19 protein-coding genes are annotated in these 23,592 nt (G+C 63.6%); 13 read left to right on the forward strand and 6 right to left on the reverse strand.

Annotated features, from left to right (window positions below; translation table 11 throughout):
• Position 1: 1 nt before the first annotated feature.
• Together uvrY and AD664_RS01325 are read right to left on the reverse strand one after the other, a co-directional pair.
• On the reverse strand, positions 2–643 hold the full coding sequence (uvrY, locus tag AD664_RS01320; protein WP_003200277.1) for a UvrY/SirA/GacA family response regulator transcription factor: 642 nt from the start codon (positions 641–643) through the stop codon (positions 2–4).
• A gap of 125 nt (positions 644–768) precedes the next feature.
• On the reverse strand, positions 769–1,203 hold the full coding sequence (locus tag AD664_RS01325) for an N-acetyltransferase (RefSeq protein WP_053143893.1): 435 nt from the start codon (positions 1,201–1,203) through the stop codon (positions 769–771).
• 626 nt (positions 1,204–1,829) lie between these two features.
• Here AD664_RS01325 and AD664_RS01330 point away from each other — a divergent pair.
• Complete coding sequence (locus AD664_RS01330) at positions 1,830–2,900, forward strand: 3-deoxy-7-phosphoheptulonate synthase (RefSeq protein WP_053143896.1); 1,071 nt, start codon at positions 1,830–1,832, stop codon at positions 2,898–2,900.
• A gap of 107 nt (positions 2,901–3,007) precedes the next feature.
• On the opposite strand, the gene AD664_RS01335 is transcribed toward AD664_RS01330, so the two are convergent.
• Complete coding sequence (locus AD664_RS01335) at positions 3,008–4,066, reverse strand: hypothetical protein (protein WP_256206982.1); 1,059 nt, start codon at positions 4,064–4,066, stop codon at positions 3,008–3,010.
• A 327-nt stretch (positions 4,067–4,393) separates the two neighbouring features.
• Here AD664_RS01335 and AD664_RS01340 point away from each other — a divergent pair, with 327 nt between their 5' ends.
• From AD664_RS01340 to AD664_RS01365, 6 genes are all read left to right on the forward strand, one after another.
• Positions 4,394–5,272 (forward strand): triacylglycerol lipase, encoded by an 879-nt coding sequence (locus AD664_RS01340; RefSeq protein ID WP_053143937.1) that lies wholly within the window; start codon positions 4,394–4,396, stop codon positions 5,270–5,272.
• A 95-nt stretch (positions 5,273–5,367) separates the two neighbouring features.
• Complete coding sequence (locus AD664_RS01345) at positions 5,368–5,649, forward strand: peptidylprolyl isomerase (RefSeq protein WP_042731335.1); 282 nt, start codon at positions 5,368–5,370, stop codon at positions 5,647–5,649.
• A 178-nt stretch (positions 5,650–5,827) separates the two neighbouring features.
• On the forward strand, positions 5,828–7,696 hold the full coding sequence (locus tag AD664_RS01350) for an extracellular solute-binding protein (protein ID WP_053143898.1): 1,869 nt from the start codon (positions 5,828–5,830) through the stop codon (positions 7,694–7,696).
• A complete protein-coding gene (locus AD664_RS01355) occupies positions 7,696–8,754 on the forward strand; it encodes a microcin C ABC transporter permease YejB (protein WP_053143900.1) in 1,059 nt (352 codons plus the stop codon). Before AD664_RS01350 ends, AD664_RS01355 begins: the two co-directional genes overlap by 1 nt.
• Complete coding sequence (locus tag AD664_RS01360) at positions 8,754–9,776, forward strand: ABC transporter permease (RefSeq protein ID WP_053143902.1); 1,023 nt, start codon at positions 8,754–8,756, stop codon at positions 9,774–9,776. Before AD664_RS01355 ends, AD664_RS01360 begins: the two co-directional genes overlap by 1 nt.
• A 7-nt stretch (positions 9,777–9,783) precedes the next feature.
• Entirely contained in the window at positions 9,784–11,358 is a 1,575-nt protein-coding gene (locus AD664_RS01365) for an ABC transporter ATP-binding protein (protein ID WP_053143904.1), read from the forward strand.
• Between the two features lie 9 nt (positions 11,359–11,367).
• Here AD664_RS01365 and AD664_RS01370 read toward each other — a convergent pair whose 3' ends face one another.
• Positions 11,368–12,702: a PAS domain-containing methyl-accepting chemotaxis protein gene (locus AD664_RS01370; RefSeq protein WP_053143906.1), complete on the reverse strand. Its 1,335-nt coding sequence runs from the start codon at positions 12,700–12,702 to the stop codon at positions 11,368–11,370.
• 170 nt (positions 12,703–12,872) lie between these two features.
• Entirely contained in the window at positions 12,873–13,088 is a 216-nt protein-coding gene (locus tag AD664_RS01375) for a TIGR02450 family Trp-rich protein (protein WP_053143908.1), read from the reverse strand.
• Between the two features lie 150 nt (positions 13,089–13,238).
• Here AD664_RS01375 and AD664_RS01380 point away from each other — a divergent pair, with 150 nt between their 5' ends.
• From AD664_RS01380 to AD664_RS01395, 4 genes are all read left to right on the forward strand, one after another.
• Positions 13,239–14,654, forward strand: coding sequence for a sigma-54-dependent Fis family transcriptional regulator (locus AD664_RS01380; protein WP_053143910.1), 1,416 nt, complete (start codon positions 13,239–13,241; stop codon positions 14,652–14,654).
• Between the two features lie 295 nt (positions 14,655–14,949).
• Positions 14,950–16,341, forward strand: a complete 1,392-nt coding sequence (locus AD664_RS01385) for a GntP family permease (RefSeq protein WP_053143912.1) — start codon at positions 14,950–14,952, stop codon at positions 16,339–16,341.
• A gap of 7 nt (positions 16,342–16,348) precedes the next feature.
• Positions 16,349–17,125 (forward strand): 3-hydroxybutyrate dehydrogenase, encoded by a 777-nt coding sequence (locus AD664_RS01390; protein WP_042732361.1) that lies wholly within the window; start codon positions 16,349–16,351, stop codon positions 17,123–17,125.
• Between the two features lie 209 nt (positions 17,126–17,334).
• The gene (locus AD664_RS01395; RefSeq protein ID WP_053143914.1) at positions 17,335–19,290 is read left to right on the forward strand and encodes an acetoacetate--CoA ligase; all 1,956 of its coding nucleotides are present in this window, start codon (positions 17,335–17,337) and stop codon (positions 19,288–19,290) included.
• 126 nt (positions 19,291–19,416) lie between these two features.
• On the opposite strand, the gene AD664_RS01400 is transcribed toward AD664_RS01395, so the two are convergent.
• Positions 19,417–20,532, reverse strand: coding sequence for a PilT/PilU family type 4a pilus ATPase (locus AD664_RS01400; protein ID WP_053143916.1), 1,116 nt, complete (start codon positions 20,530–20,532; stop codon positions 19,417–19,419).
• Between the two features lie 132 nt (positions 20,533–20,664).
• On the opposite strand from AD664_RS01400, the gene AD664_RS01405 reads away from it, so the two are divergent.
• On the forward strand, positions 20,665–23,202 hold the full coding sequence (locus AD664_RS01405) for a PAS domain-containing sensor histidine kinase (protein ID WP_053143939.1): 2,538 nt from the start codon (positions 20,665–20,667) through the stop codon (positions 23,200–23,202).
• A 45-nt stretch (positions 23,203–23,247) separates the two neighbouring features.
• Positions 23,248–23,523 carry a peptidylprolyl isomerase gene (locus AD664_RS01410; protein ID WP_019690952.1) on the forward strand — a complete coding sequence of 92 codons (276 nt, stop codon included), beginning with the start codon at positions 23,248–23,250 and terminating at the stop codon, positions 23,521–23,523.
• Positions 23,524–23,592 lie beyond the last annotated feature (69 nt).

Genomic DNA, 23,592 nt, shown 5'->3' on the forward strand with positions numbered 1-23,592 from the left:
GTCAGGCGCTGGCATCGACCATGCCGTGGCGTACCGCCAGCAGCGTCAACTCGACATCACTGCTGATCGAAAGCTTCTCGAAGATCCGGTAACGGTAGGTGTTGACGGTCTTGGGCGACAGGCACAGTTTGTCGGAGATGATCTGCACCTTCTGGCAACCGACAATCATCAGGGCTATCTGGATTTCCCGCTCGGACAGCGCATCGAAGGGCGAATCGTTGGTCGGCTGGAATGACTTGATCGCCAACTGCTGGGCGATCTGCGGGCTGATGTAGCGTTGTCCGGCAAAAACCAGACGAATGGCCTGGACCATCTCGTTCAACCCGGCGCCCTTGGTGAGGTACCCCGCCGCGCCCGCCTGCAACAAACGGGTGGGGAACGGGTCTTCCTCGCAGACGGTCACCGCGACCACCTTGATGTCCGGGTGGCTGCGCAACAGCTTGCGCGTGGCCTCAAGACCGCCGATGCCGGGCATCTTGACGTCCATCAGCACCACGTCAGGCTTGAGTTCACGCGCCTTGATCAGGGACTCTTCCCCGGATTCAGCCTGGCCAACCACCTGCAGACCGTCGATATCAGCCAGCATTCGTGTAATGCCCGTACGGACGAGATCATGGTCATCGACCACTAACACCCTAATCAAGCAGACACCTCACGATTTGGTCTTATTTGGGTTGATCCACACCTTAGCAAAAAGCATCCGGCAGACCTAGCGCAAAGGGGCATATAAAAATTACAACAAGTCTTATAGACAGACGAGCCGAAGCGTCAAGCGCCGACTTCTCGCTCCATCCTCAGGAAACACTCATCTTCGCCGACGACCCGCAGCCCCATGCGCTCGTACAGCGCCCTGGCCGGATTGTCCTTGAACACCGTCAGGCGCAGTGCCGGACGTCGCTCCTGGCCCACCAGGTCCCAGGCCTGCTTGATCGCCCAGGCCCCGGCGCCCTGGCCGCGAAAGGCCTCGCCAATCTGTAACTCACGAATATACAAGGCCCGCGCATCCCGGCTGAGGCTGACAAACCCCACGTCCTGGCCGTCGAGCTGGATGATCCAGTTCTGGCGGATAATCCAGGCCAGGTCGAAGGCGTCGTCCTGCCAGAGCAGATCATGTTTCAGGTAATAGCCAAGCATGTTGATGCAGGTCAGCCGCCGGGCAAAGCCGATGTCCCCGGCTGTCGCCGCGCGCCATTGGAAACTCATGAGCACCTCGTCAAAACCCTGTCACCGGCAAGCCCGTCAAATCCGAAGTTTGTCATAAACCCCACCGGACTCAAGCCAGGAGGGACAATTGCATCGCGCCCATAGCATTTTCTGATTGAACCGGCGCACCGCCCTCTAGTAAGCTCGGGACCATTCAACGGAGATCGACCATGTTCAACGCCCCTTCACCCCTTCAGGCCACCCGCGCATCGCGCTCGGTTGCGGCTGCATGGGCGAATGGCGTCCAGGCTCCGGCCAGCTTTTATTTTGGGTATTGGTTTAGCCACTGGCGCGCCTGATACCCCACCGGCGCCCACTTCAAACGGGTCGCCTTCCAGAGTTTTCCAAACCCCCGGTCGGCCTCCCGACCGGGGGTTTTGTTTTTTCAGCTCCACACATTCGCATCACCAGACACCTTGAGGATTGAGCCATGAACTACGCCACTTATTACCGTTACGACTTTTGCGCCTGGCGATTTACCAACCTCCGCTCGGGACAGCCTGCCGCCTCCGATCGGTCACCTATCGGTGGCATGCAAACACTCAAGGCCAGTACGGCCAACTGTCGAACACCCCAGTAGGGCCGGCGCGGGAAAAGAACCCGCTGCCCGCCCAGGAAGCCTGATCATGAATTCGTCCGTTTCCGCTTTGCCGCTGTCCACGCTCAACCCTGCCAATGAAGCCCTGACCCTGCGTCTGCCCAGCTCGTTGCAGCTCAAGCAGCAGTTGCCGCTCACCCATGCGCTGAGCCAACAAGTCGACGCCCACCGCCGCGCCATCCGCGCCATCCTCGACGGCCATGACAGTCGCTTGCTGGTCATCGTCGGCCCCTGCTCCCTCCACGACCCGAAGTCAGCCCTCGAATACGCCGCCAACCTGGCACGCGTGGCCCATGAGGTAAGCGACAGCATGCTGCTGGTGATGCGCGCCTACGTGGAAAAGCCCCGCACGACCGTGGGTTGGAAAGGCCTGGCCTACGATCCCGGCCTGGATGGCAGCGACGACATGGCCGCCGGCCTGACCCTGTCCCGGGAGCTGATGCGCGAAATGCTGCAACTTGGCCTGCCGGTCGCCACCGAACTGTTGCAGCCCATGGCCGCCAGCTACTTCGATGACCTGCTCAGTTGGGTCGCCATCGGCGCACGCACCACCGAGTCGCAGATCCACCGGGAGATGGCCAGCGGCCTGGGCATGCCGGTCGGCTTCAAGAACGGCACGGACGGCGGCGTTGGGATCGCCTGCGATGCCATGCGCTCCGCAGCCCATGCCCATCGGCATTTCGGCGTCGACAGCCAGGGCCATCCGGCAATCATCCAGACTCAGGGCAACCCCGACACCCACCTGGTGCTGCGCGGCGGCCATCGCGGCCCCAACTACGACCGCGACAGCGTCGCGCAGATACACGGCGACCTGACCCGGTTGAAGATTCCCGCCCGGATCATGGTCGATTGCAGCCATGCCAACAGCGGCAAGGACCCGTTGCGCCAACCGCAGGTGTTCAACGATGTGCTGGAACAACGGCTGCACGGAAACCGCGCGCTCATCGGCATGATGCTGGAGAGCCATCTGTTCGAAGGCTGCCAACCGCTAGGCCCGGCGATGCGCTACGGCGTCTCGGTCACCGATGGCTGCCTGGGCTGGGACGCCACCGAGCGACTGCTGCGCGAGGCTCATCGCAAACTGCAATCAGCCGTCTGAAATCCCGCGAACGCTTTCTACAGCAGTGGCGAGGGAGCAAGCTCCCTCGCCACGACAAGCGTCTTCGACAAGCCCCAAGACTCCTCGGCCAGGTCAATCCTCGGCGCCTATACCGGGGCACCAACCTGGACCGTCAGCTCCCCCGAACGCTGGCTGACGTCATCCAGCCGTTCGATCTGATAGAACACCTGCACCGATCGCCCCCGCTGGTCCTGCCAGAACGCCGCCGGAACAACGAAGGTCACCGGTTGGCCTGCCGTGGCTTCGGTGATTTCCCGCTCTTCGACATGCGCGTTATGCCCATTGCATTGCAGCCACACCAGCTCACCCGCTTCGAGCCCGGCACCATAGATAGCGACGGTGACGCCATCCGGGTAATCGTCGATGTCCAACCACCCATCCTGCAACGCCTGGATCCGCGGCAACGCCAGCGCCGGGCGCACCAACGGACCGATGTGCAGTGACAACACCTCGGCGCGACGCACCGAATGGCCGCGCCTGACCACATAGGCCAACGCCAGGTCATGACCGACATGGGCCGCGAATTGCGAAGGGTCCAGCCAGAACGAGACTTCTCGGCCAACGGCGTGGGCCTCGATCTCCAGCACGTCCCGCCAGAGTGGCTGGTCGTCCCGGCTAGCGATCAGGATCAACCGGTCGCCGACGGCCATTCGGGAATAGGGCCGAATGCTCACGCGGGTGCCTTCCGGCACGCGGCCGGGGTCCAGGGCGCCGCCCACGGCATCGCTGGCGACGGCCGCCAATAGCTGCGGCGAGGCGTCGCCGATCTCCAGTTGCAGCGGCTCCGAGACCCAGGCGGTCGGCAACTGCCGCCCCGTCACCTGGTAGAAGATTTCCAGCGAACCGCCGTCCAGTTCGGCAATGTGCGGCTCGCGCACGACGAACACGAGGCCGCGGCCAACATGCCGTTCGGTCACGAACCCTCGCACTTCATGCCGATAGGGCTCGGCGTCGCCATTGAGGCCATGCCAGCACAGCAGCACCTCGTCCCCGCACGCCATCAGTGGATAGGCCTTGAGGGTGATGACAACCTTGCGCCAGGCCGGGTTGATCACCCCGCCCTTGGCCGCGGTCACACAGGGCGCCGGAAGTTTCGCGGACGAGCCCGACAGGGCTCGCTGGGGAGATCGGTAGGTGGTGGTCATGCAGTTGCTCCAGTCCTTGGAAAGCGGCAGCGTTGCCGGATAACGCAGCCCGATACCGCCATTAGAACCCGATCGGCGCCAACCCTCAGTCAGACAAAAACGACGGCTCGCGTCGTCTCCTACGCCCAAGGCTGTAGCTGCAAACACCGCAGCCTATCGGAAGCATCCGGACACCTTCGGCTCCACTGACTCCGGGCTCGACTCTTCCTGCTTTTTTTAATCCGCTTTCCTTAACTTACTGCGGGTTCTTCCTACACCACCCAACAAACGCCTGGATTAGAGTGAGGACGCAAATTCAACGTGAACCTCTTCGAAAAAGGTACGAACATGCAACGGAATGCAACCACCCAATTTCCCATCCTGCTGGTCCATGGGTTGTTCGGGTTTGACAGGATCGGCGGCTTCGAACTTTTCCACGGCATCAAGCAGGCGTTGCGAATTGCCGGCGCCCGGGTGTTCATCCCCTGCTTGTCGGCCACCCATTCCAACGAGGCACGCGGCGAACAATTGCTGGCCCAGATGGACCGGATCCTCAACGGTACCGGCGCGGCCAAGGTCAACCTGATCGGCCACTGCCAAGGCGCGCTCGCCGCACGCTATGCCGCTGCGCTGCAACCGGGACAGGTGGCGTCGGTGACCTCGGTCAGCGGCCCTAACCAGGGCTCCGAACTGGCCGACTTCCTGCGCAAGGCGCTCACGCCGGGGCGGCTGCCGGGGCACGTGGCGAGCCACATCGCCACGCTGTTCGCCGACTTCCTTTCGTTGCTGGGCGGCCAGGCGCAACTGCCTTCGGCGGCCATTGCCAGCCTGGGCGCGCTGACCACCGAGGGCGTCGGCGCTTTCAACGACAAATACCCTCAGGGCCTGCCCAGCCATTGGGGCGACAACGGCCCGGAAAAGGTCAATGGCGTGCGCTACTACTCATGGAGCGGCACGCTGCCCGCCGGCCAGCAGGAAGGATGCAACGCGACGTCACCCTTGCATGCCTTCTGCCGGGCCTTTTCCGAGTATTTCATCACCGAGGCCGGGCAGAACGACGGCATGGTCGGGCGCTTCAGCTCGCACCTGGGCAAAGTCATCCGCTCCGACTACCCCATGGATCACCTGGACGTCATCCACCAGGCGACGGGCCGGCCACGCGGCGGCGCCGACCCGATCGCGCTCTACCTGCGGCACGCCGAACGCTTGCGCAAAGCCGGCCTTTGATCGTCAGGACCAAGGTTTTGACGCAATTTTGACAACAACCGCGCGATGAATCCGGTAGGCTCAACACCTTTGAAAACAGCGAAGGAGATTTTCCCATGGCCAAAGCCACTGCCCGCCACATCCTGGTTTCCAGCGAAGAGAAGTGCAACGAACTGAAAGCCCAGATCGAAGGTGGCGCTGATTTCGCCGAAGTCGCCAAGGCCAATTCCTCGTGCCCGTCCAGCCGCCAGGGCGGCGACCTGGGCTCGTTCGGTCCGGGCCAGATGGTCAAGGAGTTCGACACCGTGGTGTTCAGTGCCCCGCTCAATGTGGTCCAGGGTCCGGTCAAGACCCAGTTCGGCTACCACCTGCTGGAAGTCACCAGCCGCCAGGACTGATGAAGACTGTGGCGAGGGGGCATGCTTGCGCTTGAGAGGCTGACAGCGCACTCCAACACGAGCATGCTCCCTCGCCACGATTGCCCAATGGCCACAACTCCCTCGCCACAGGGCTGGCGATCAGCGCGCCGCTCGCGTACAAATCGTGCTTATCGATCACCCGGCTTTAAGGCTGACAATGCGACTGGCGTTTCCTTCATTGCTGTTGACCGCCGTGGCCCTGCTGACAGGCGCCGCCGGTGTGGCTGCCGCACCGCAACACGCACTGACCGTCTATGGCGAACCGGCCAAATATTCCGAAGGCTTCGGCCACTTTGCCTACGCCAACCCCCAGGCGCCCAAGGGCGGCACCTTGCGCCGCTCGGCTGTCGAGATCGGCCAGTTCGACCACGTCCTGCCCTACATCGACAAAGGCATCGGCGTCAGCCAGATCGACGGCTTGCTGTATTCGCCGCTGGCCCAGCGCTCGCTGGATGAACCCTACACCGTCTATGGCCTGGTGGCCGAGAAAATGGAGCGTTCGGACGACGGCCTGTTCCTGCGGTTCTACCTGAACCCCAAGGCCCGCTTCGCCGATGGCAAGCCGATCACCGCCCAGGACGTGCGCTACAGTTTCGAGTTGCTGATGAGCCAGGGCAGCCTGCGCTATCGCACCCAGTTCGCCACCGTCAAAGACGTGGTCATCGAAGACGAGCGCACCGTGCGCTTCGACTTCAAGAACAATGAAAGCCGCACCCTGCCCCTGGACATCGCCACCTTGCCGGTCTTGCCCGAACATTGGTGGAAGAGCCGCGACTTCGCCAGCGGAGGCGGCTACGAAGCCCCGCTGGGCAGTGGCCCATATCGCGTGGGCAAGGTCGATTCCGGCCGCAGCATCACGTTCGAACGCAACGCCGACTGGTGGGGCAAGGACCTGCCGACCAGCCGTGGCCTGTACAATTTTGACCATTTCAGCATCGAGTATTTCGGCGACACCGATGTCGCCCGGCAAGTGCTGCGCGGCGGCGCCTACGACTACAACCGCGAATTTTCCGCCACCGGTTTTTCCATCGGCTATGACAGCCCGGCCCTGCGCGACGGTCGCCTGCAAAAGGCCCACCTTGCCACCGAGGCGCCGCAGACGGCCCAGGGGTTTGTCTTCAACCTGCAACGCCCGCAGTTCCAGGACCGCCGGGTTCGCCAGGCCCTGGCGATGCTCTGGGATTTCGAATGGAGCAACCGCCAGATGATGCGCAACGTCTATGTGCGTCAGCAAAGTTTCTTCTCCAACACCGACCTGGCCGCCCGGCAACTGCCTGATGCCGCCGAACGGGCGATCCTCGAACCCTTGCGCGGGCAAGTCCCCGACGAAGTCTTCGACCAGGTGTTCGAGGCACCGAAAACCGATGGCAGCGGCGTGATCCGCGACAAACAGCTGCAAGCTCTGGCCCTGCTGGAACAGGCCGGCTGGAAGCCCGAAGGTGATCGCCTGGTGAATGCCGAGGGCGAACCGCTGAGCTTCACCTTCCTGAACACCCAGAACGGCATGGATCGCCTGCTGCTGCCGTACAAGCGCAACCTGGCGCAGATCGGCATCGACATGAGCATCCGCCGCATCGACCCATCCCAGTACGTCAATCGCCTGATGAGCCGCGACTACGACATGATCGTCACCGGCTACCCGGTCAGTACGTCGCCGGGCATCGAACTCTACAACTACTTCGGCTCGGCGGCGGCCAACGATCCGGGCGCCAACAATTACATGGTCTTGAAGAACCCGGCGGTGGACAGCCTGATCGACGGACTGGTCAAGGCCACCACCCAGGGCGACATGCTGCGCCATGCGCACGCCCTGGACCGGGTGCTGCAGTGGAACTACTACTGGATCCCCAACTACTACCCGCCGGGCAGCTCGACCGTGTGGTGGAACCGCTTCGGCATTCCGAAGGTGCAGGCCAGCAATGACGAAGCTATCGAAAGCTGGTGGGAGATCAGCACCACGCCGCTGACCAACGAGCAGATGACCGCCGAGCGCATCAAGCGTGGCGCACCGGGAGGGCGGCATTGATGTGGGCTTACATCGCACGTCGGCTGCTGCTGATCATTCCGACCCTGGTAATCATCCTGCTGGTGAATTTCGTCATCGTCCAAGCCGCGCCCGGCGGACCGGTGGAGCAAGCCATCGCCCACCTGCAAGGCATCGGCGGCGCCAGCGTCGGCAGCTCGGGCAACGCCATGACCGGCAGCTCCCGCGCCAGCCGGGGCCTGGACCCGCAACTGATCAAGGACATCGAGAAACAGTACGGCTTCGACAAGCCGGCCCATGAACGCCTGTGGCTGATGCTCAGCAGTTACGCCCGACTGGATTTCGGCAAGAGTTTTTTCCGCGGCGCCACGGTCACCGACCTGATCCTGGAGAAAATGCCGGTGACCATTTCCCTCGGGCTCTGGGCAACGCTGATCACCTACCTGGTGTCGATCCCCCTGGGCATTCGCAAGGCGGTCCGCCACGGCTCTGCCTTCGATGTGTGGAGCAGCACGGCGATCATCATCGGCTATGCCATGCCGGCGTTCCTGTTCGCGATGTTCCTGATCGTGATGTTCGCCGGCGGCACCTCGCTGAACTGGTTTCCGGTGCGCGGGCTGGTGTCGGATAACTTCGAATCGCTGTCGACGCTGGGCAAGGTCGCCGACTACTTCTGGCACCTGGTGCTGCCGGTGAGCTCGCTGGTGATCGGCGGCTTCGCCACGCTGACGATCCTGACCAAGAACTCGTTCCTCAATGAAATCACCCGTCAGTACGTGGTCACCGCCCGTGCCAAGGGCATGAGCGAACGCCGAGTGCTGTACGGGCATGTGTTCCGCAATGCCATGCTGCTGGTGGTCTCGGGGATTCCCCAGGCGTTCATCAGCGTGTTCTTTGCCGGGTCGTTGCTGATCGAGGTGATCTTTTCCCTCGATGGCCTGGGACGCATGAGCTACGAAGCGGCGGTGTCCCGGGATTATCCGGTGGTGTTCGGCTCGCTGTTCATCTTCACGCTGTTCGGCCTGCTGATCAAACTGATCGGCGACCTCTGCTACACCCTGGTGGACCCGCGCATCGACTTCGCCGCGAGGAACGCCTGATGTTCAGACTTTCGCCCTTGGGCCGCCGGCGCTTCGAGCGCTTCAAGAAAAACCGTCGGGGCTGGTGGTCGCTGTGGCTGTTCATTGGCCTGTTCACCCTCACCCTGGGCGGCGAATTGATCGCCAACGACAAGCCGCTGGCGGTGAGCTACCAGGGTTCGCTGTACTTTCCGGTGTTCAAGCGCTACACCGAGCAGGCGTTCGGCGGGCAACTGCCGTTCCAGGCCGACTACCGCAGCAGCTACGTGCAGAACCTGATCCACAAGGACGGCGGCTGGCTGCTGTTCCCGCCGATCCCGTTCAGCGACGACACGCCCAACTACGACCTCGCCCAACCGGCGCCAAGCCCACCCTCCTCGGTGAACTGGCTGGGCACCGACGATCAGTCCCGGGACGTGTTGGCCCGGGTGATCTTCGGCACCCGGGTGTCGATCCTGTTCGCCCTGGCATTGACCGCCATCAGCGCGCTGATCGGCATCGCCGCCGGTGCATTGCAGGGCTACTACGGCGGTTGGGTCGACCTGCTGGGGCAACGCCTATTGGAAGTCTGGTCCGGGCTGCCAGTGCTTTACCTGTTGATCATCCTGTCCGGTTTCGTCGAGCCGAATTTCTGGTGGCTGCTGGGGATCATGGCGCTGTTTTCCTGGCTGGCCCTGGTGGACGTAGTGCGAGCCGAATTCCTGCGCGGGCGCAATCTCGAATACGTGAAAGCCGCCCGGGCCCTGGGCCTGTCCGATCGCAAGGTGATCGTGCGGCACATCCTGCCCAACGCGATGAATGCCACCTTGAGCTACCTGCCCTTCATCCTCACCGGCGCGATTTCCACCCTCACCGCCCTGGATTTCCTCGGCTTCGGCATGCCGGCCGGCAGCGCTTCGCTGGGCGAGCTGATTGGCCAGGGCAAGCAAAACCTGCAAGCGCCGTGGCTGGGGCTGACGGCGTTCTTCGCCCTGGCGCTGATCCTTTCGCTGCTGGTGTTCATTGGGGAGGCCCTGCGCGATGCGTTCGATCCACGATCCTGATCCGGGAATGAGCGACAACCTGATCGAAATCCGCGACCTGAGCGTGGCCTTCAACGACCACACCGTGGTGCGCAGCCTGTGCCTGGACATCCGCCCCGGCGAGTGCCTGGCGCTGGTGGGCGAATCAGGCTCCGGCAAGTCGGTGACGGCCCATTCGATCCTGCAACTGTTACCCGACACCGGCACCCGCACCACCGGCAGCATTCGCTATCGCGGCCAGGAATTGGTGGGCGCCGACGCCAAGACCTTGCGCGAGTTGCGCGGCAACCGGATCGCAATGATCTTCCAGGAACCGATGACGTCCCTGAACCCGTTGCACAGTGTCGAAAAACAGATCGGTGAAACCCTGATGCTGCACCGTGGGCTGGGCGGTAAGGCGGCGCGCGCGCGCATCCTGGAACTGCTCGCCCTGGTGGGCATCCAGAATCCCACCGAACGGCTCAAGGCCTACCCGCATCAACTGTCGGGCGGTCAGCGACAACGGGTGATGATTGCCATGGCCCTGGCCTGCGAGCCGGAACTGTTGATCGCCGACGAGCCGACCACCGCCCTGGACGTGACCGTGCAGCGCAAGATCCTGTTGCTGCTCAAGTCCCTCCAGCAGCGGCTCGGCATGTCGCTGCTGTTGATCAGCCACGACTTGAACCTGGTGCGCAGCATCGCCCAACGGGTGTGCGTGATGAAGGCCGGCGAAATTGTCGAGCAAGCGCCGTGCGAAACATTGTTCAGCGCACCGAAACACCCCTACAGCTGCGAGCTGCTGCACGCCGAACCGGAAGGCGAGGCCCTGCCCCGGGATGATCGCGAGGACGTGCTCCAGGTCCAGGACCTGCGCGTGAGTTTCGCCCTTGGCGGCGGGCTGTTCCAGCGCAAGCAATACCTGCGCGCCGTGGACGGCATCAGCCTGAATATCCAGCGCGGCAAGACCCTGGGCATCGTTGGTGAGTCCGGCTCCGGCAAGTCCACGCTCGGCCAGGCGATCCTGCGGTTGATCGAGTCCGAGGGCAGCATCCGTTTCCAGGGTGAAGCCCTCGATCATCTGTCACAGAAGGCCCTGCGCCCCTGGCGCAAGCAGATGCAGGTGGTGTTCCAGGACCCATTCGGCAGCCTCAGCCCACGGATGTCGGTGCAGCAGATCATCAGCGAAGGCCTTGAGGTCCATAGCCCCTCCAGCGCCGAGGAGTGCGAGGCACGGGTGATCCAGGCTCTCAAGGAAGTCGGCCTGGACCCACAGAGCCGGCATCGCTACCCCCATGAGTTTTCCGGTGGCCAGCGCCAGCGCATCGCCATTGCCCGGGCGCTGGTACTCAAGCCGGCACTGATGCTGCTGGACGAACCGACCTCGGCCCTGGACCGGACCGTGCAAAAGCAAGTGGTCGCCCTGCTCCGCCAGCTCCAGGAAAAGCACGGGTTGACCTACCTGTTCATCAGCCATGACCTGGCGGTGGTGCGCGCCCTGGCCCACGACGTGATCGTGATCAAGGACGGCAAGGTGGTCGAATGCGGCGCCAGCCATGACGTCTTCGACGCGCCCCGCCATGCCTACACCAAGGAGCTTTTGGCAGCGGCGCATCCCGGCTAAGCCCGCCGTTCAGGCGCCCCGTCGCTGGTCCAGGGTGTTGGCGAAATCGCCCATCACCGTCACGACCTGCTGCGCGCCCCGGTGAATATCCTGGATGACCGCACCCGCCTCGTTCGCCAATGTGACCCCCTGCTCTGCCTTGAGGGTACTCGACTGCATGCTGGTGACCGCTTGCCTGGCGAGCTCGCGGTTCTTGCCGACCACCTCAGTGATGGCGACGGTGGCCTGGCTCGTACGCCGCGCCAGGTTGCGCACCTCATCGGCCACGACTGCGAAGCCACGCCCCTGCTCCCCCGCGCGGGCCGCTTCGATGGCGGCGTTGAGGGCCAATAGATTGGTCTGTTCGGCAATGCCCCGGATGGCATCGACGATGGTACCGATTTCCTCGGACTGCGCGCTCAGGGCCCCGATGCCCGTGGCCACTGCCTGGAGTTCATCGGCGATGCTCTGCACGACGGTCACGGTTTTTTGCACGACGGCGGTGCCGAGCCGGGTGTGTTCATCGGTCTGCCGCGACGTCTCGAAGGCCAACTGCGCCGCCCTCGATTCGCGCTGGCGTTGTTCGATCTCAGCGGTGCAATCGGTGGCGAACTTGACCACCCCATACAAATGACCCTGGGCATCATAGAGCGGGTTGTAGGTGGCCTGCAGCCAGAGGGTCGCCCCGCGCTTGTCGACCCGCTCGAAAAGCCCTCCCATGTATTCGCCCCGGTTCAGTGCGGCCCAGAAGCTGCGATAGGCTTCGCTCTGCGCCTCGCTGGGTTTGCAGAACAAACGGTGGTGCTGGCCGCGTACCTCTTCCAGGCCGTAGCCCACCACCTTCAGGAAATTCGCATTGGCATTGACCACCTGCCCGTTCAGGTCAAACTCGATGACCGCCATCGAGCGGTCGATCGCCTGCGTGAAGCTGGACTCGGCCTGGGAACGAAGCACCTCATCGTTGACGTCGCGAACGATGCTGATGATGCGCTGCACACGTGCTCCCGCCTCTCGTACCGGGACGTAGTCCGCCTCCACCCATGCCCAGCGTCCATCACGGGCCAATTGCAGAAACCGGTCGCTGGCACCTTCACCTCGCACCAAGCGCTGCCACAGCGTTGCGTACTGCGGGCTGCGGGCGTAGGCCGGCGCGCAAAAGGTCTGGTGGTGCTTGCCCAGGATCTCGTCGAGCGAGTACCCGGTCATTTGCAGGAACAGGGGACTGGCGCCCAGCACCTCACCAGTCGGCGCGAGCTCGAGCACGGCCATACAGGCATGCAGCGCCAGGTGCTGCGCTTGAAGATAAGCCTCCCTGGCCTGGATTTCATGCAAGACCTGCTGATGCTTGCGGGTACGAATGAACATGGGCGCCACTCTGGAACGTTGGATGCGTGGGTCGAGCGACCTGAAGGCTCAGGTGCCTTTTGGTTGGAGAGATGCCATTAAGCCATGACTGCAACAATAATTGTACAACTTTTTATTTATGTACAACTTAAAGCCCCCCCCTTGGGGCACCTTCAGTCACCAAGCCCCTTTTATTTCCAGCCCATGCGCCAACGCTTGTCATCGCGCAGCTCGCGCCAGTCCAGTCGTTCGGTACGCCCACTGTAGACGGCTTGCAATTCGACTTGCAGCGGCACGCCGGCCTCGTCACAGATCAGTTGGGTGACCAGGAAATGTTTTTCCTTATTAACCGGCGCGCTGGCCGTCCATTTTGAAAGCGCGAGTTTACGAGGATTGAACGGGTTCATAGAGGGCCTCAAAAATGTACAAATCAAAAATAACTGTACAATTTTCCCGCCGTGCAAACCACGGATCTCAATCAAAGGGTTCTACGGCATAATGCCGCTGCAACAGACTCGCCAGAGGACACTACCCCCATCTCTTTCTGGAAACGCCCGATGCGCCCGACCGAAAATCTCAAGGACTACCAGCGCGTACGCACCCTGGCGATCCGTTCGTTGTTCGAAATCATCGAGCAATCCAGCGAAGGCACGGTCATCGTCGACCGGGACGCGAATATCGTCTGGATGAACGAACGCTACGCCCGGCGCTTCGGCCTGAACTCGGCACAGGAAGCGATCGGCCGAGCCTGCGAGAGCGTAATCCCCGGCAGCCTGCTGCGGGAGGTGGTGCGTACCGGGCAGCCGATATTGCTCGACATGCAGGAGATGCCCAAGGAGCCGCTGGTGGTGATGCGCCTGCCGATCCATGACAGCGCCGGGGCGGTCATCGGCGCCATCGGCTTTGCCTTGTTCGGGGAACTGCATCGCCTGTCGCCGATGCTCAAGCGTTACTTGAGCATGCAGGAAGAACTGGCCTCCACCCGCTCGCTGCTGCGGGCGCGGCAGACCAAGTACAACTTCGCCCATTTCATCGGCACCAGCAGCGCCGGCCTGGAGGTCAAGCGTCGTGCCCGGCGCAGCGCCAGCACCGATTCGCCAGTGCTGCTGCTAGGCGAAACCGGCACCGGCAAGGAACTGCTGGCCCAGGCGATCCACAGTGCCTCGCCCCGGGCGCACAAAGCCTTTGTCAGCATCAACAGCGCGGCGATCCCCGAGGCGCTGTTGGAGGCCGAGTTCTTCGGCACCGCGCCCGGCGCCTTTACCGGGGCCGACCGCAAGGGCCGCGCCGGCAAACTGCAGATTGCCCAGGGCGGCACCTTGTTCCTCGATGAGATCGGCGACATGCCGCTGCCGTTGCAAAGCAAGTTGCTGCGGGTGCTCCAGGAAAAAGAGTACGAGCCGGTGGGTTCCAACGCAGTGCTGCAAAGCGATGTGCGGGTGATCGCCGCCACGTCCATGGACCTGGAAGCGGCCATCAAGCGCGGCGAGTTCCGCGCCGACCTGTATTACCGCCTCAATGTGCTGCCGATCCAGGTTCCGCCCTTGCGCGAGCGCCTCGACGACTTGCCCGCCCTGAGCGAAGCGATCCTCGAAGACCTGCGCAGCCAGCACGAACTGAACCCCGACGCCCTCCACCTGCTGGGGCAACACGCCTGGCCGGGAAACATCCGCGAACTGCGCAACGTGCTGGAACGGGCCGCGTTGCTCAGCGACAACCTACTGCTCACCGCCACCGACATCCGCGCGGCCATCGGCACTTTCACCCCCGTGACCCGCAGCGCCAGCCCGGTCCTGGAACCGCTGCCCCAGGAAACCTTCAGTCAGGCACGGGCGCGATTCGACCGGCAGTTGATCGAAACCACCCTCGCGCAATGCGGCGGCAAGGTGGTCGACGCGGCGCAGCGATTGGGGCTGGGACGGTCGACGCTGTACAAGAAGATGGTGGCGCTGGGGATTGCCGAGTCTCAGTAACGAGACGCCTGTCTCTTTTTTTAGATCGAACGCCTTTGTTGAGCGCTTCGCGCTCTTCGCGGGCAAGCCCGCTCCCACATTTGGACAAGACACCCCAGTCTAATGTGGGAGCGGGCTTGCCCGCGAAGAGGCCATCAAATCCCCTATAAATCTCAAAACAGAGACAAATCCTTTCCAACTCTCATTGCAAATCAAATAATTCTTTATATTTCAGCAACTTACCTACCTGGCACAAAACTCGCTAAAGCCTCCGTCACCGCTTCACCACAACAATAACAATCCCAGGAGACACACCATGAGTGTGATCATTGCCCTGGCAGCCCTCGCGCTGCTGATGGTCGCCGCCTACCGTGGCTACAGCGTTATTCTCTTCGCCCCCATCGCCGCCCTCGGCGCCGTCCTGCTCACCGACCCTGCCGCCGTGGCCCCTGCGTTCACCGGGGTGTTCATGGAGAAAATGGTCGGCTTCATCAAACTGTACTTTCCGGTGTTCCTGCTCGGCGCGGTGTTCGGCAAGCTGATCGAGTTGTCGGGGTTCTCCCGCTCCATCGTCGCGGCGGCCATCCGCTTGCTGGGCACCCGCCAGGCGATGCTGGTGATCGTGCTGGTCTGCGCGCTGCTGACCTATGGTGGCGTGTCGCTGTTCGTGGTGGTGTTCGCGGTGTACCCGTTCGCCGCCGAGATGTTCCGCCAGAGCGACATTCCCAAGCGGCTGATCCCGGCCACCATCGCCCTTGGTGCGTTCTCCTTCACCATGGACGCGCTGCCCGGCACGCCGCAGATCCAGAACATCATCCCCAGCACCTTCTTCAACACCACGGCCTGGGCCGCGCCCTGGCTGGGCGTGATCGGCACGCTCTTCGTGTTCAGCGTCGGCATGCTGTTCCTCCAGCGCCAGCGCAACAAGGCCCAACGCCTGGGCGAAGGCTATGGCACGCAGTTGCGCAACGAGCCGGAAACCGCCGAAGACATCCGACTGCCCAACCCGTGGATCGCCGTTTCGCCGTTGCTGGCGGTGGGCATCATGAACCTGCTGTTCACCCAATGGATTCCCCAGTGGTACGGCAAGAGCCACAGCCTGGCGCTGCCGGGCATGGCTGCCCCGGTCACCAGCGACATCGCCAAGCTCACCGCGATCTGGGCCGTGCAGGCGGCCTTGCTGGTGGGCATTCTCATGGTCCTGGCGTTTGGTTTCCGGGCCATTCGCAGCAAGTTGGCCGAAGGCAGCAAAAGCGCGGTGGGCGGTGCCCTGCTGGCGGCGATGAACACCGCATCGGAATACGGCTTCGGCGCGGTGATCGCTTCGTTGCCAGGATTCCTGGTCCTGGCCGACTGGCTCAAGAGCATCCCCAACCCGCTGGTCAATGAAGCCGTGACCGTCACGCTGCTGGCGGGCATCACCGGTTCCGCCTCGGGCGGCATGAGCATCGCCCTGGCGGCCATGTCCGAAAGCTTCATCAGCGCTGCCCACGCCGCCAACATTCCCCTGGAAGTGCTGCACCGCGTGGCCGCCATGGCCAGTGGCGGCATGGACACCCTGCCCCACAACGGCGCGGTGATCACCCTGCTGGCGGTCACCGGCCTGACCCACCGTGAAGCCTACAAAGACATTTTCTGCATTACGCTGATCAAGACCCTCGCGGTCTTCGTCGTGATCGGCGTGTTCTACGCCACTGGCATTGTGTGAGGTTCCCATGACGACAACCCTTTCGGGCAAGACTGCCCTGGTCACCGGTTCTACCAGCGGCATCGGCCTGGGCATCGCCCTGGGCCTGGCCAAGGCCGGCGCCAACCTGATCCTCAACGGCTTTGGCGATGCCTCGGCGGTGATCGCCGAGGTGCAACAGTTCACCGGCCGGGTCGGCCATCACCCGGCCGACGTCAGCGACCCGGCGCAGATCGCCGACATGCTCGCCTACGCCGAGCGCGAGTTCGGCGGCGTCGACATCCTGGTGAACAACGCCGGAATCCAGCACGTGGCCGCCGTGGAAGACTTTCCGGTGGAACGCTGGGACTCGATCATCGCCATCAACCTGTCCTCGGTGTTCCACGCCACTCGCCTGAGCCTGCCGGGCATGCGCGCCAAGGGCTGGGGCCGGATCATCAACATTGCGTCGGTGCATGGTCAGGTCGGCTCGGTGGGCAAGGCCGCGTATGTCGCGGCCAAGCATGGGGTGATCGGCCTGACCAAGGTGGTCGGCCTGGAAACCGCCACCAGCAACGTGACGTGCAACGCCATCTGCCCCGGCTGGGTGCTGACGCCGCTGGTGCAGAAACAGATCGACGACCGCATCGCCAGCGGCGTCGACCCGCAGCAGGCCCAGCATGACTTGCTGGCCGAGAAGCAGCCGTCCCTGGAATTCGTCACCCCGCCGCAGTTGGGCGAACTGGTGTTGTTCCTGTGCAGCGAAGCCGGCAGCCAGGTGCGTGGCGCGGCGTGGAATATCGACGGTGGGTGGTTGGCGCAGTAAGTCCCCATCTCCAAGACGAGACCGCCTTTGTGGCGAGGGAGCTTGCTCCCGCCGGAGTGCGTAGCGCCCCCGATTTGCGGCCGCTTCGCAGCCGAGCGGGAGCAAGCTCCCTCGCCACAGAGGCACTTCTCACAGCAAGCTCCCTCGCCACAAATAGCACCTTGTGCTGCAATGTTTGTAAGCCCCTATAAAAGAATAAGAGGCACCCCATGTCCGACACCCTCTGGCAACCCACCCCCGAACGCATCGCCCAGTCGCGAATGGACGCCTTTCGCCGGTTCGTCAACGCCCGACACGCTCTGCAACTCGACGACTACCCGGCCCTGCACGCCTGGAGCATCGACCAGCGCGAAGCCTTCTGGCAGGCCATCGTCGATTTCTTCGAGATTCACTTTCACCAGGCGCCCCGCGAGGTTTTGCTGGAAGGCCCGCAAATGCCCAGTGCCCGGTGGTTCCCCGGGGCCACCCTGAACTTTGCCGAACACCTGTTGCGCCGTCGCGACGAGGCCGTCGCGGTGGTGGCCATCGATGAAGACGGCGGCCAGGAACAACTGACCTGGGCCGAACTCGCCGCCCAGGTCGCCGGCCTGCAACGAAGCCTGCGGGCCGCCGGCGTCACCCAGGGCGATCGCGTGGCCGCCTGCATGCCCAACACCTGGCAGACCCTGGTGGGCATGCTCGCCACCACCAGCCTGGGGGCGATCTGGTCTTGTTCGTCACCGGACTTCGGCACCCAGGGCGTCATTGATCGGTTCGGCCAGATCGAACCCAAGGTGCTGATCACCTGCGCCGGTTACCGCTACGCCGGCAAGGTCATCGACCAGCGGGCCAAGGTCAACGAAATCCTCCAGCGGCTGCCATCGCTGCAGCAACTGATCGTGCTGCCCTACGCCCAGCCGCAAGCACGCCCGGACGACTTCAAGACCCCGGCCCGCGTCGCCTTGTGGGCAGACTTCTACCAAAGCGGCGGCGAACCGGAGTTCACCGGCGTGCCCTTCGACCACCCGCTGTACATTCTCTATTCCAGCGGCACCACCGGCGTGCCCAAGTGCATCGTCCACGGCACCGGCGGTGTGTTGCTGCAGCACGTCAAGGAACACGGCCTGCACGTCGATCTCGGCCCCCAGGACCGGCTGTTCTATTACACCACCTGCGGCTGGATGATGTGGAACTGGCTGGTGTCGGCCCTTGCGGTGGGCAGCGCCGTGGTGCTCTACGACGGCTCGCCGTTCCATCCAGGCCCCGAGCGCCTGCTGGACCTGATCGACCAGCAGCGCATCAGCGTGTTCGGCACCAGCCCGAAATTTCTCGCCGCCCTGGAGAGCCAGGGCCTGAAGCCGCGGCACAGCCATGACCTGGGCAGCCTGAAAACCCTGCTGTCCACCGGCTCGGCGCTGGCGCCCCACAGCTACGATTATGTGTACCGTGACGTCAAGCCAGACGTCTGTCTCGCCTCGATGTCCGGCGGCACCGACATCGTCTCGTGTTTCGTCAATGGCAACCCGCTGTCAGCGGTGCGCCGGGGCGAAATGCAGGGCAAGAGCCTGGGCATGGCCGTGCAGGTCTGGAACGACGCCGGCAAAGCGGTCATCGGCGAGAAAGGCGAACTGGTGTGCACCCGGCATTTCCCGGCGATGCCCATTGGCCTGTGGAACGACCCCCAGGGGGAAAAGCTGCGCGCGTCCTATTTCGACCAGTTTCCCGGCGTGTGGGCCCAAGGCGATTATGCCGAGGAACTGCCCCACGGCGGCCTGCTGATCCACGGGCGCTCCGACGCGGTGCTCAACCCCGGCGGCGTGCGCATCGGCACGGCGGAAATCTATCGGCAGGTAGAAAAGATCGAGCAGGTACTCGACAGCGTTGCCATCGGCCAGCAATGGCAGGGCGACGTGCGGGTGGTGCTGTTCGTGCGGTTGCGCGACGGGGTGGCGTTCGACGAAGACCTGGCCCAGCGAATCCGCCAGGTCATCCGCGCCAACACCACGCCGCGCCACGTTCCGGCGAAGATCCTGCCGGTCACCGATATTCCACGAACCATCAGCGGCAAGGTGGTGGAGCTGGCGGTGCGCAATGTGGTGCATGGCGAGGCGGTGAAGAACACCGACGCGCTGGCCAATCCCGAGGCGTTGGAGCAGTTTCGGGAGCGGCCGGAACTGGCCAGTTAGGCACGGCCAAGCGCTTTTGTGGCGAGGGAGCTTGCTCCCGCTCGGGTGCGCAGCAACCGCACCGGGCCTGCTGCGCAGTCCAGCGGGAGCAAGCTCCCTCGCCACAGGAACACGCCTTGGGTTGTGTCAATCCACCAACCCCCACTCCCCCGCCGCCGGATCAGCCGGCGGCGCGGCGCTCGACTCGGCATGCAGCTTCAGGCGCAAGCGCAGGTTGTTCGCCGAGTCGGCATTCTTCAGCGCCTGCTCCTCGTCGATAGCGCCTTCCACCACCAGGTTGAACAGGGCCTGATCGAAGGTTTGCATGCCCAGCTCTTCCGATTTCTCCATGATGCCCTTGAGCTCGCTCAGTTCGTTGCGCCGGATCAGGTCGGCCACCGTGGGCGAGCCCAGCATCACCTCCACCGCCGCGCGGCGCTGGCCGCTCACGGTGCGCACCAGGCGCTGGGAAATGAAGGCCTGGAGGTTGTTGGCCAGGTCGCTGAGCAGTTGCGGCCGGCGCTCTTCGGGAAAGAAATTGATCACCCGGTCCAGGGCCTGGTTGGCGTTATGGGCATGCAACGTGGAGATCACCAGGTGCCCGGTGTCGGCGAAGGCCAGGGCGTGTTCCATGGTTTCCCGGTCGCGGATTTCACCGATCAGCACCACGTCCGGCGCCTGGCGCAGGGTATTTTTCAGGGCGGCGTGAAAGCTGCGGGTGTCGACACCGACCTCACGCTGGTTGATGATCGATTTTTTGTGCCGATGGATATACTCCACCGGGTCCTCGATGGTGATGATGTGGCCACTGCTGTGGCGATTGCGGTAATCGATCAACGCCGCCAGGGACGTCGACTTGCCGGACCCCGTGGCGCCGACGAACAGGATCAGCCCCTGTTTGCGCATCACGCTCTCCAGCAGCACCGGGGGCAGCTTCAGGTCTTCGAAGCGCGGGATGTCCAGCTTGACGTTGCGGATCACCATAGACACGTCGTTACGCTGCTTGAAGACGTTGACCCGGAACCGCCCGACGCCGGCGAGGGAAATTGCCAGGTTCATTTCCAGCTCTCGATCGAACTCAAGGCGCTGTTCGGCGTCCATCAAAGACTCGGCGAGCCCGGCAATGTCGCCAACCTTGAACGCCTGGGAACCCAGGGGCTTGAGCACCCCCTCGAATTTCGCGCACGGCGGTGCACCGGTGGACAGATAAAGGTCGGAGCCATCCTGGCTCGCCAGGATTCGCAACAAGGGATCGATTTCCATGGACTGAAACTTCCGCGAGACATCAATGAAACAAGCTGACCCGAGCATGCACCTCTTCAGATCAACCCGCGCTTACCGTCCTCGAAGGATAGTAGACACCGCCACACAGACATGATTTCCAGGGATTCCGTGATGAACGCAACACCTGTCGGCAGCGACACCCAGGGCCTGATCGCCCGCCTGGACTGGGCCTCGAGCCCGCTGGGCGCTGCCCACACCTGGCCCCAGAGCCTGCGCACCGCCATGGACATCATGCTCCATTCGCCGATGCCGATGGCCCTGCTGTGGGGCCCGCAGCTGTGCCAGTTGTACAACGACGCCTTTGCCCGACTCATCGGCGACAAGCACCCGCGCACGTTCGGCCAGCCGACCCACCTCGCCTGGCCCGAGCTCAAGGCCGCGACCGAGACGATTTATGAACGGGTATTGCAAGGCCATGGCCATGCCTGCCGCGACCAGCAATGGCGCGTGCCTTTCGCCGGCCGCCTGTGCGACGTGTGGCTGGACCTGACCTACAGCCCGGTGCATGACGAAGGCGGTCACGTCGCCGGCCTCCTGGTCACGGCCATCGAGACCAGCGAACGCCGACGCCTGACCCAGGAGTTCGAGCGCCGCTCCGAAGCCAGCCTCAAGGCCCAGCATGAAAGCGAAGAACGCCTGCAACTGGCCCTGGCCGCCGCCGATGCGCTGGGCACCTGGGACTGGGACATCCGCGAAGACCGCTTCGTGGCCGACGCGCATTTCGCCCGCCTGCATGGCGTCGACCCGAACCTGTCGCGCCAGCTCCCCATCAGCGCCTACCTTGAAGGCGTGCACCCCGAAGACCGGGCCATGGTTGCCCGCAGCATCAGGCACTGCATCAGCCACGGCACCGAATACGCCGAGGAATACCGCCTGGTGCAGCCCACGGGCGAAATGCGCTGGGTGTTCGTCCGGGGCCGCTGCTACAAGGATCGTCACGGTCGGCCGAAGCGCTTTCTCGGCGCCGCCCTGGACCTCACCGAGCGCAAGCACGCCGAGCAGGCGCTGCGCCAGAGCCAGAACGAGCTGCAACTGATCATCAACGCCATGCCGATCCTCATCAGTTACGTGGACCGCGACGAGCGTTTCCGGCTGAACAACAGCGCCTACCTGGACTGGTACGGCCTGACCCCACAAGAACTCTACGGCAAGACCATCCGCGAAGTGCTCGGTGAAGAAGCCTATGCCTTGCGCGCCGCGCACATCGCCGAGGCCCTGGCGGGCCACCCGTGCAGTTTCGCCATCGAGTCGGCCCACCGCGATGGCCGGCCGCGTCATGCCCTGACCAACTACCTCCCGCGCCGTGGAGCGGACGGCGTGGTGAACGGCTTCTACATCTTCGTGATCGACGAAACCGAGCGCAAGGAGACCGAAGAAGCCTTGCGCAACCTCAACGAGACCCTGGAAGACCGGGTGATCGCCCGCACCCGCCAGCTGGCCGAGGCCAACCAGCGCCTGCAAGAAGAAATGTTCGAACGCGAGCGCGCCGAAGAAGCGTTGCGCCACGCCCAGAAGATGGAAGCGGTCGGCCAGCTCACCGGCGGCATCGCCCACGATTTCAACAACATGCTCACCGGGATCCTGGGCAGCCTCGACCTGATGCAGCGCTACATCGCCAATGGCCGGGTGGCGGAAATCGGACGCTTCACCGAAGCGGCGGTATCCTCGGCCAACCGCGCCGCCGCGCTGACCCATCGGCTCCTGGCGTTTTCCCGTCGCCAGTCCCTGGACCGCAAGCCGCTGGACCCCAATGACCTGGTGCACTCGCTGGAAGACCTGCTCCGGCGCACCACCGGCGAGCATATCGTGCTGCGCCTGCAACTGGGCCACGAGCTGTGGCCGGTCAGCACCGACGCCAGCCAGTTGGAAAACGCCCTGCTCAACCTGGTGATCAATGCCCGGGACGCCATGCCCGACGGCGGCGAGCTGGTCATCGAAACCACCAATGTCTACCTCGACGGCAATGACATCGACACCCTGGAACCGGTCAAGGCCGGCGACTACGTGATGATCGCCGTCAGCGACAACGGCAGCGGCATGACCCCTTCAGTGCTGGCCAAGGCCTTCGACCCGTTCTTCACCACCAAGCCCATCGGCCAGGGCACCGGCCTGGGCTTGTCGATGATCTACGGCTTTGCCCAACAGTCCGGCGGGCACCTCAACCTGGACAGCGTGCCAGGCCAGGGCACGCGCGTGCAGTTGTACCTGCCGCGCCTGCACGTAGCACCCGCCGAACAGCCTGCGACAACCGGGACAGTGGAGGTGCCGGCAGCGAACGCCGGGGAAACCGTGTTGTTGGTGGAAGACGAGCCCGCGGTGCGGATGCTGGTGCTCGACCTGCTGGAGGCGCTGGGCTACACCGCCCTTGAAGCCCGCGACGCGAGGACCGCACTGCCGTTGCTGGAGTCAGGACAACGCATCGACCTGCTGGTGACGGACGTCGGCCTGCCGGGCATGAATGGCCGGCAACTGGCGGAAATCGCCCGCCAGCACCGGCCTGACCTGAAGGTGCTGTTCATGACCGGTTACGCGCAGAAAGCCGCCGAGCGCCAGGGGTTTCTCGACCAGGGCATGGACATGGTGGCCAAGCCGTTTACCCTCGACCTGCTGGCGACCAAGATTCGGGCGATGATCAACCATGACAGCTGAGTTGAGGCATAATCGCCGCCCCGTTACGTTCAGGTCCGCGCCACCATGAAAGCCCAAGCCCGCCATATCCTGGTGAAAACCGCCGAAGAAGCCGAACAGCTCAAGCAGCGCATCGCCAAGGGCGAAGCCTTCGACGTACTGGCGAAGAAGTATTCCACCTGCCCTTCCGGCAAGCGCGGCGGCGACCTCGGCGAGGTCCGGCCGGGGCAGATGGTCGGCGCGATCGACGCGGTGATTTTCAAGAAGCCGTTGCGGGTGGTGCACGGACCGATCAAGAGCAAGTTCGGCTATCACCTGGTGCAGGTGTTTTACCGGGATTAGCCTGGAAACCGCCCCTGTGGGAGCGGGCTTGCTCGCGAAGGCGGTGGGTCAGTTGTATCAATGTAACTG

Origin of the sequence: Pseudomonas sp. P97.38 (assembly GCF_001269745.1) — a bacterium.
Lineage (GTDB): Bacteria > Pseudomonadota > Gammaproteobacteria > Pseudomonadales > Pseudomonadaceae > Aquipseudomonas > Aquipseudomonas chlororaphis_E.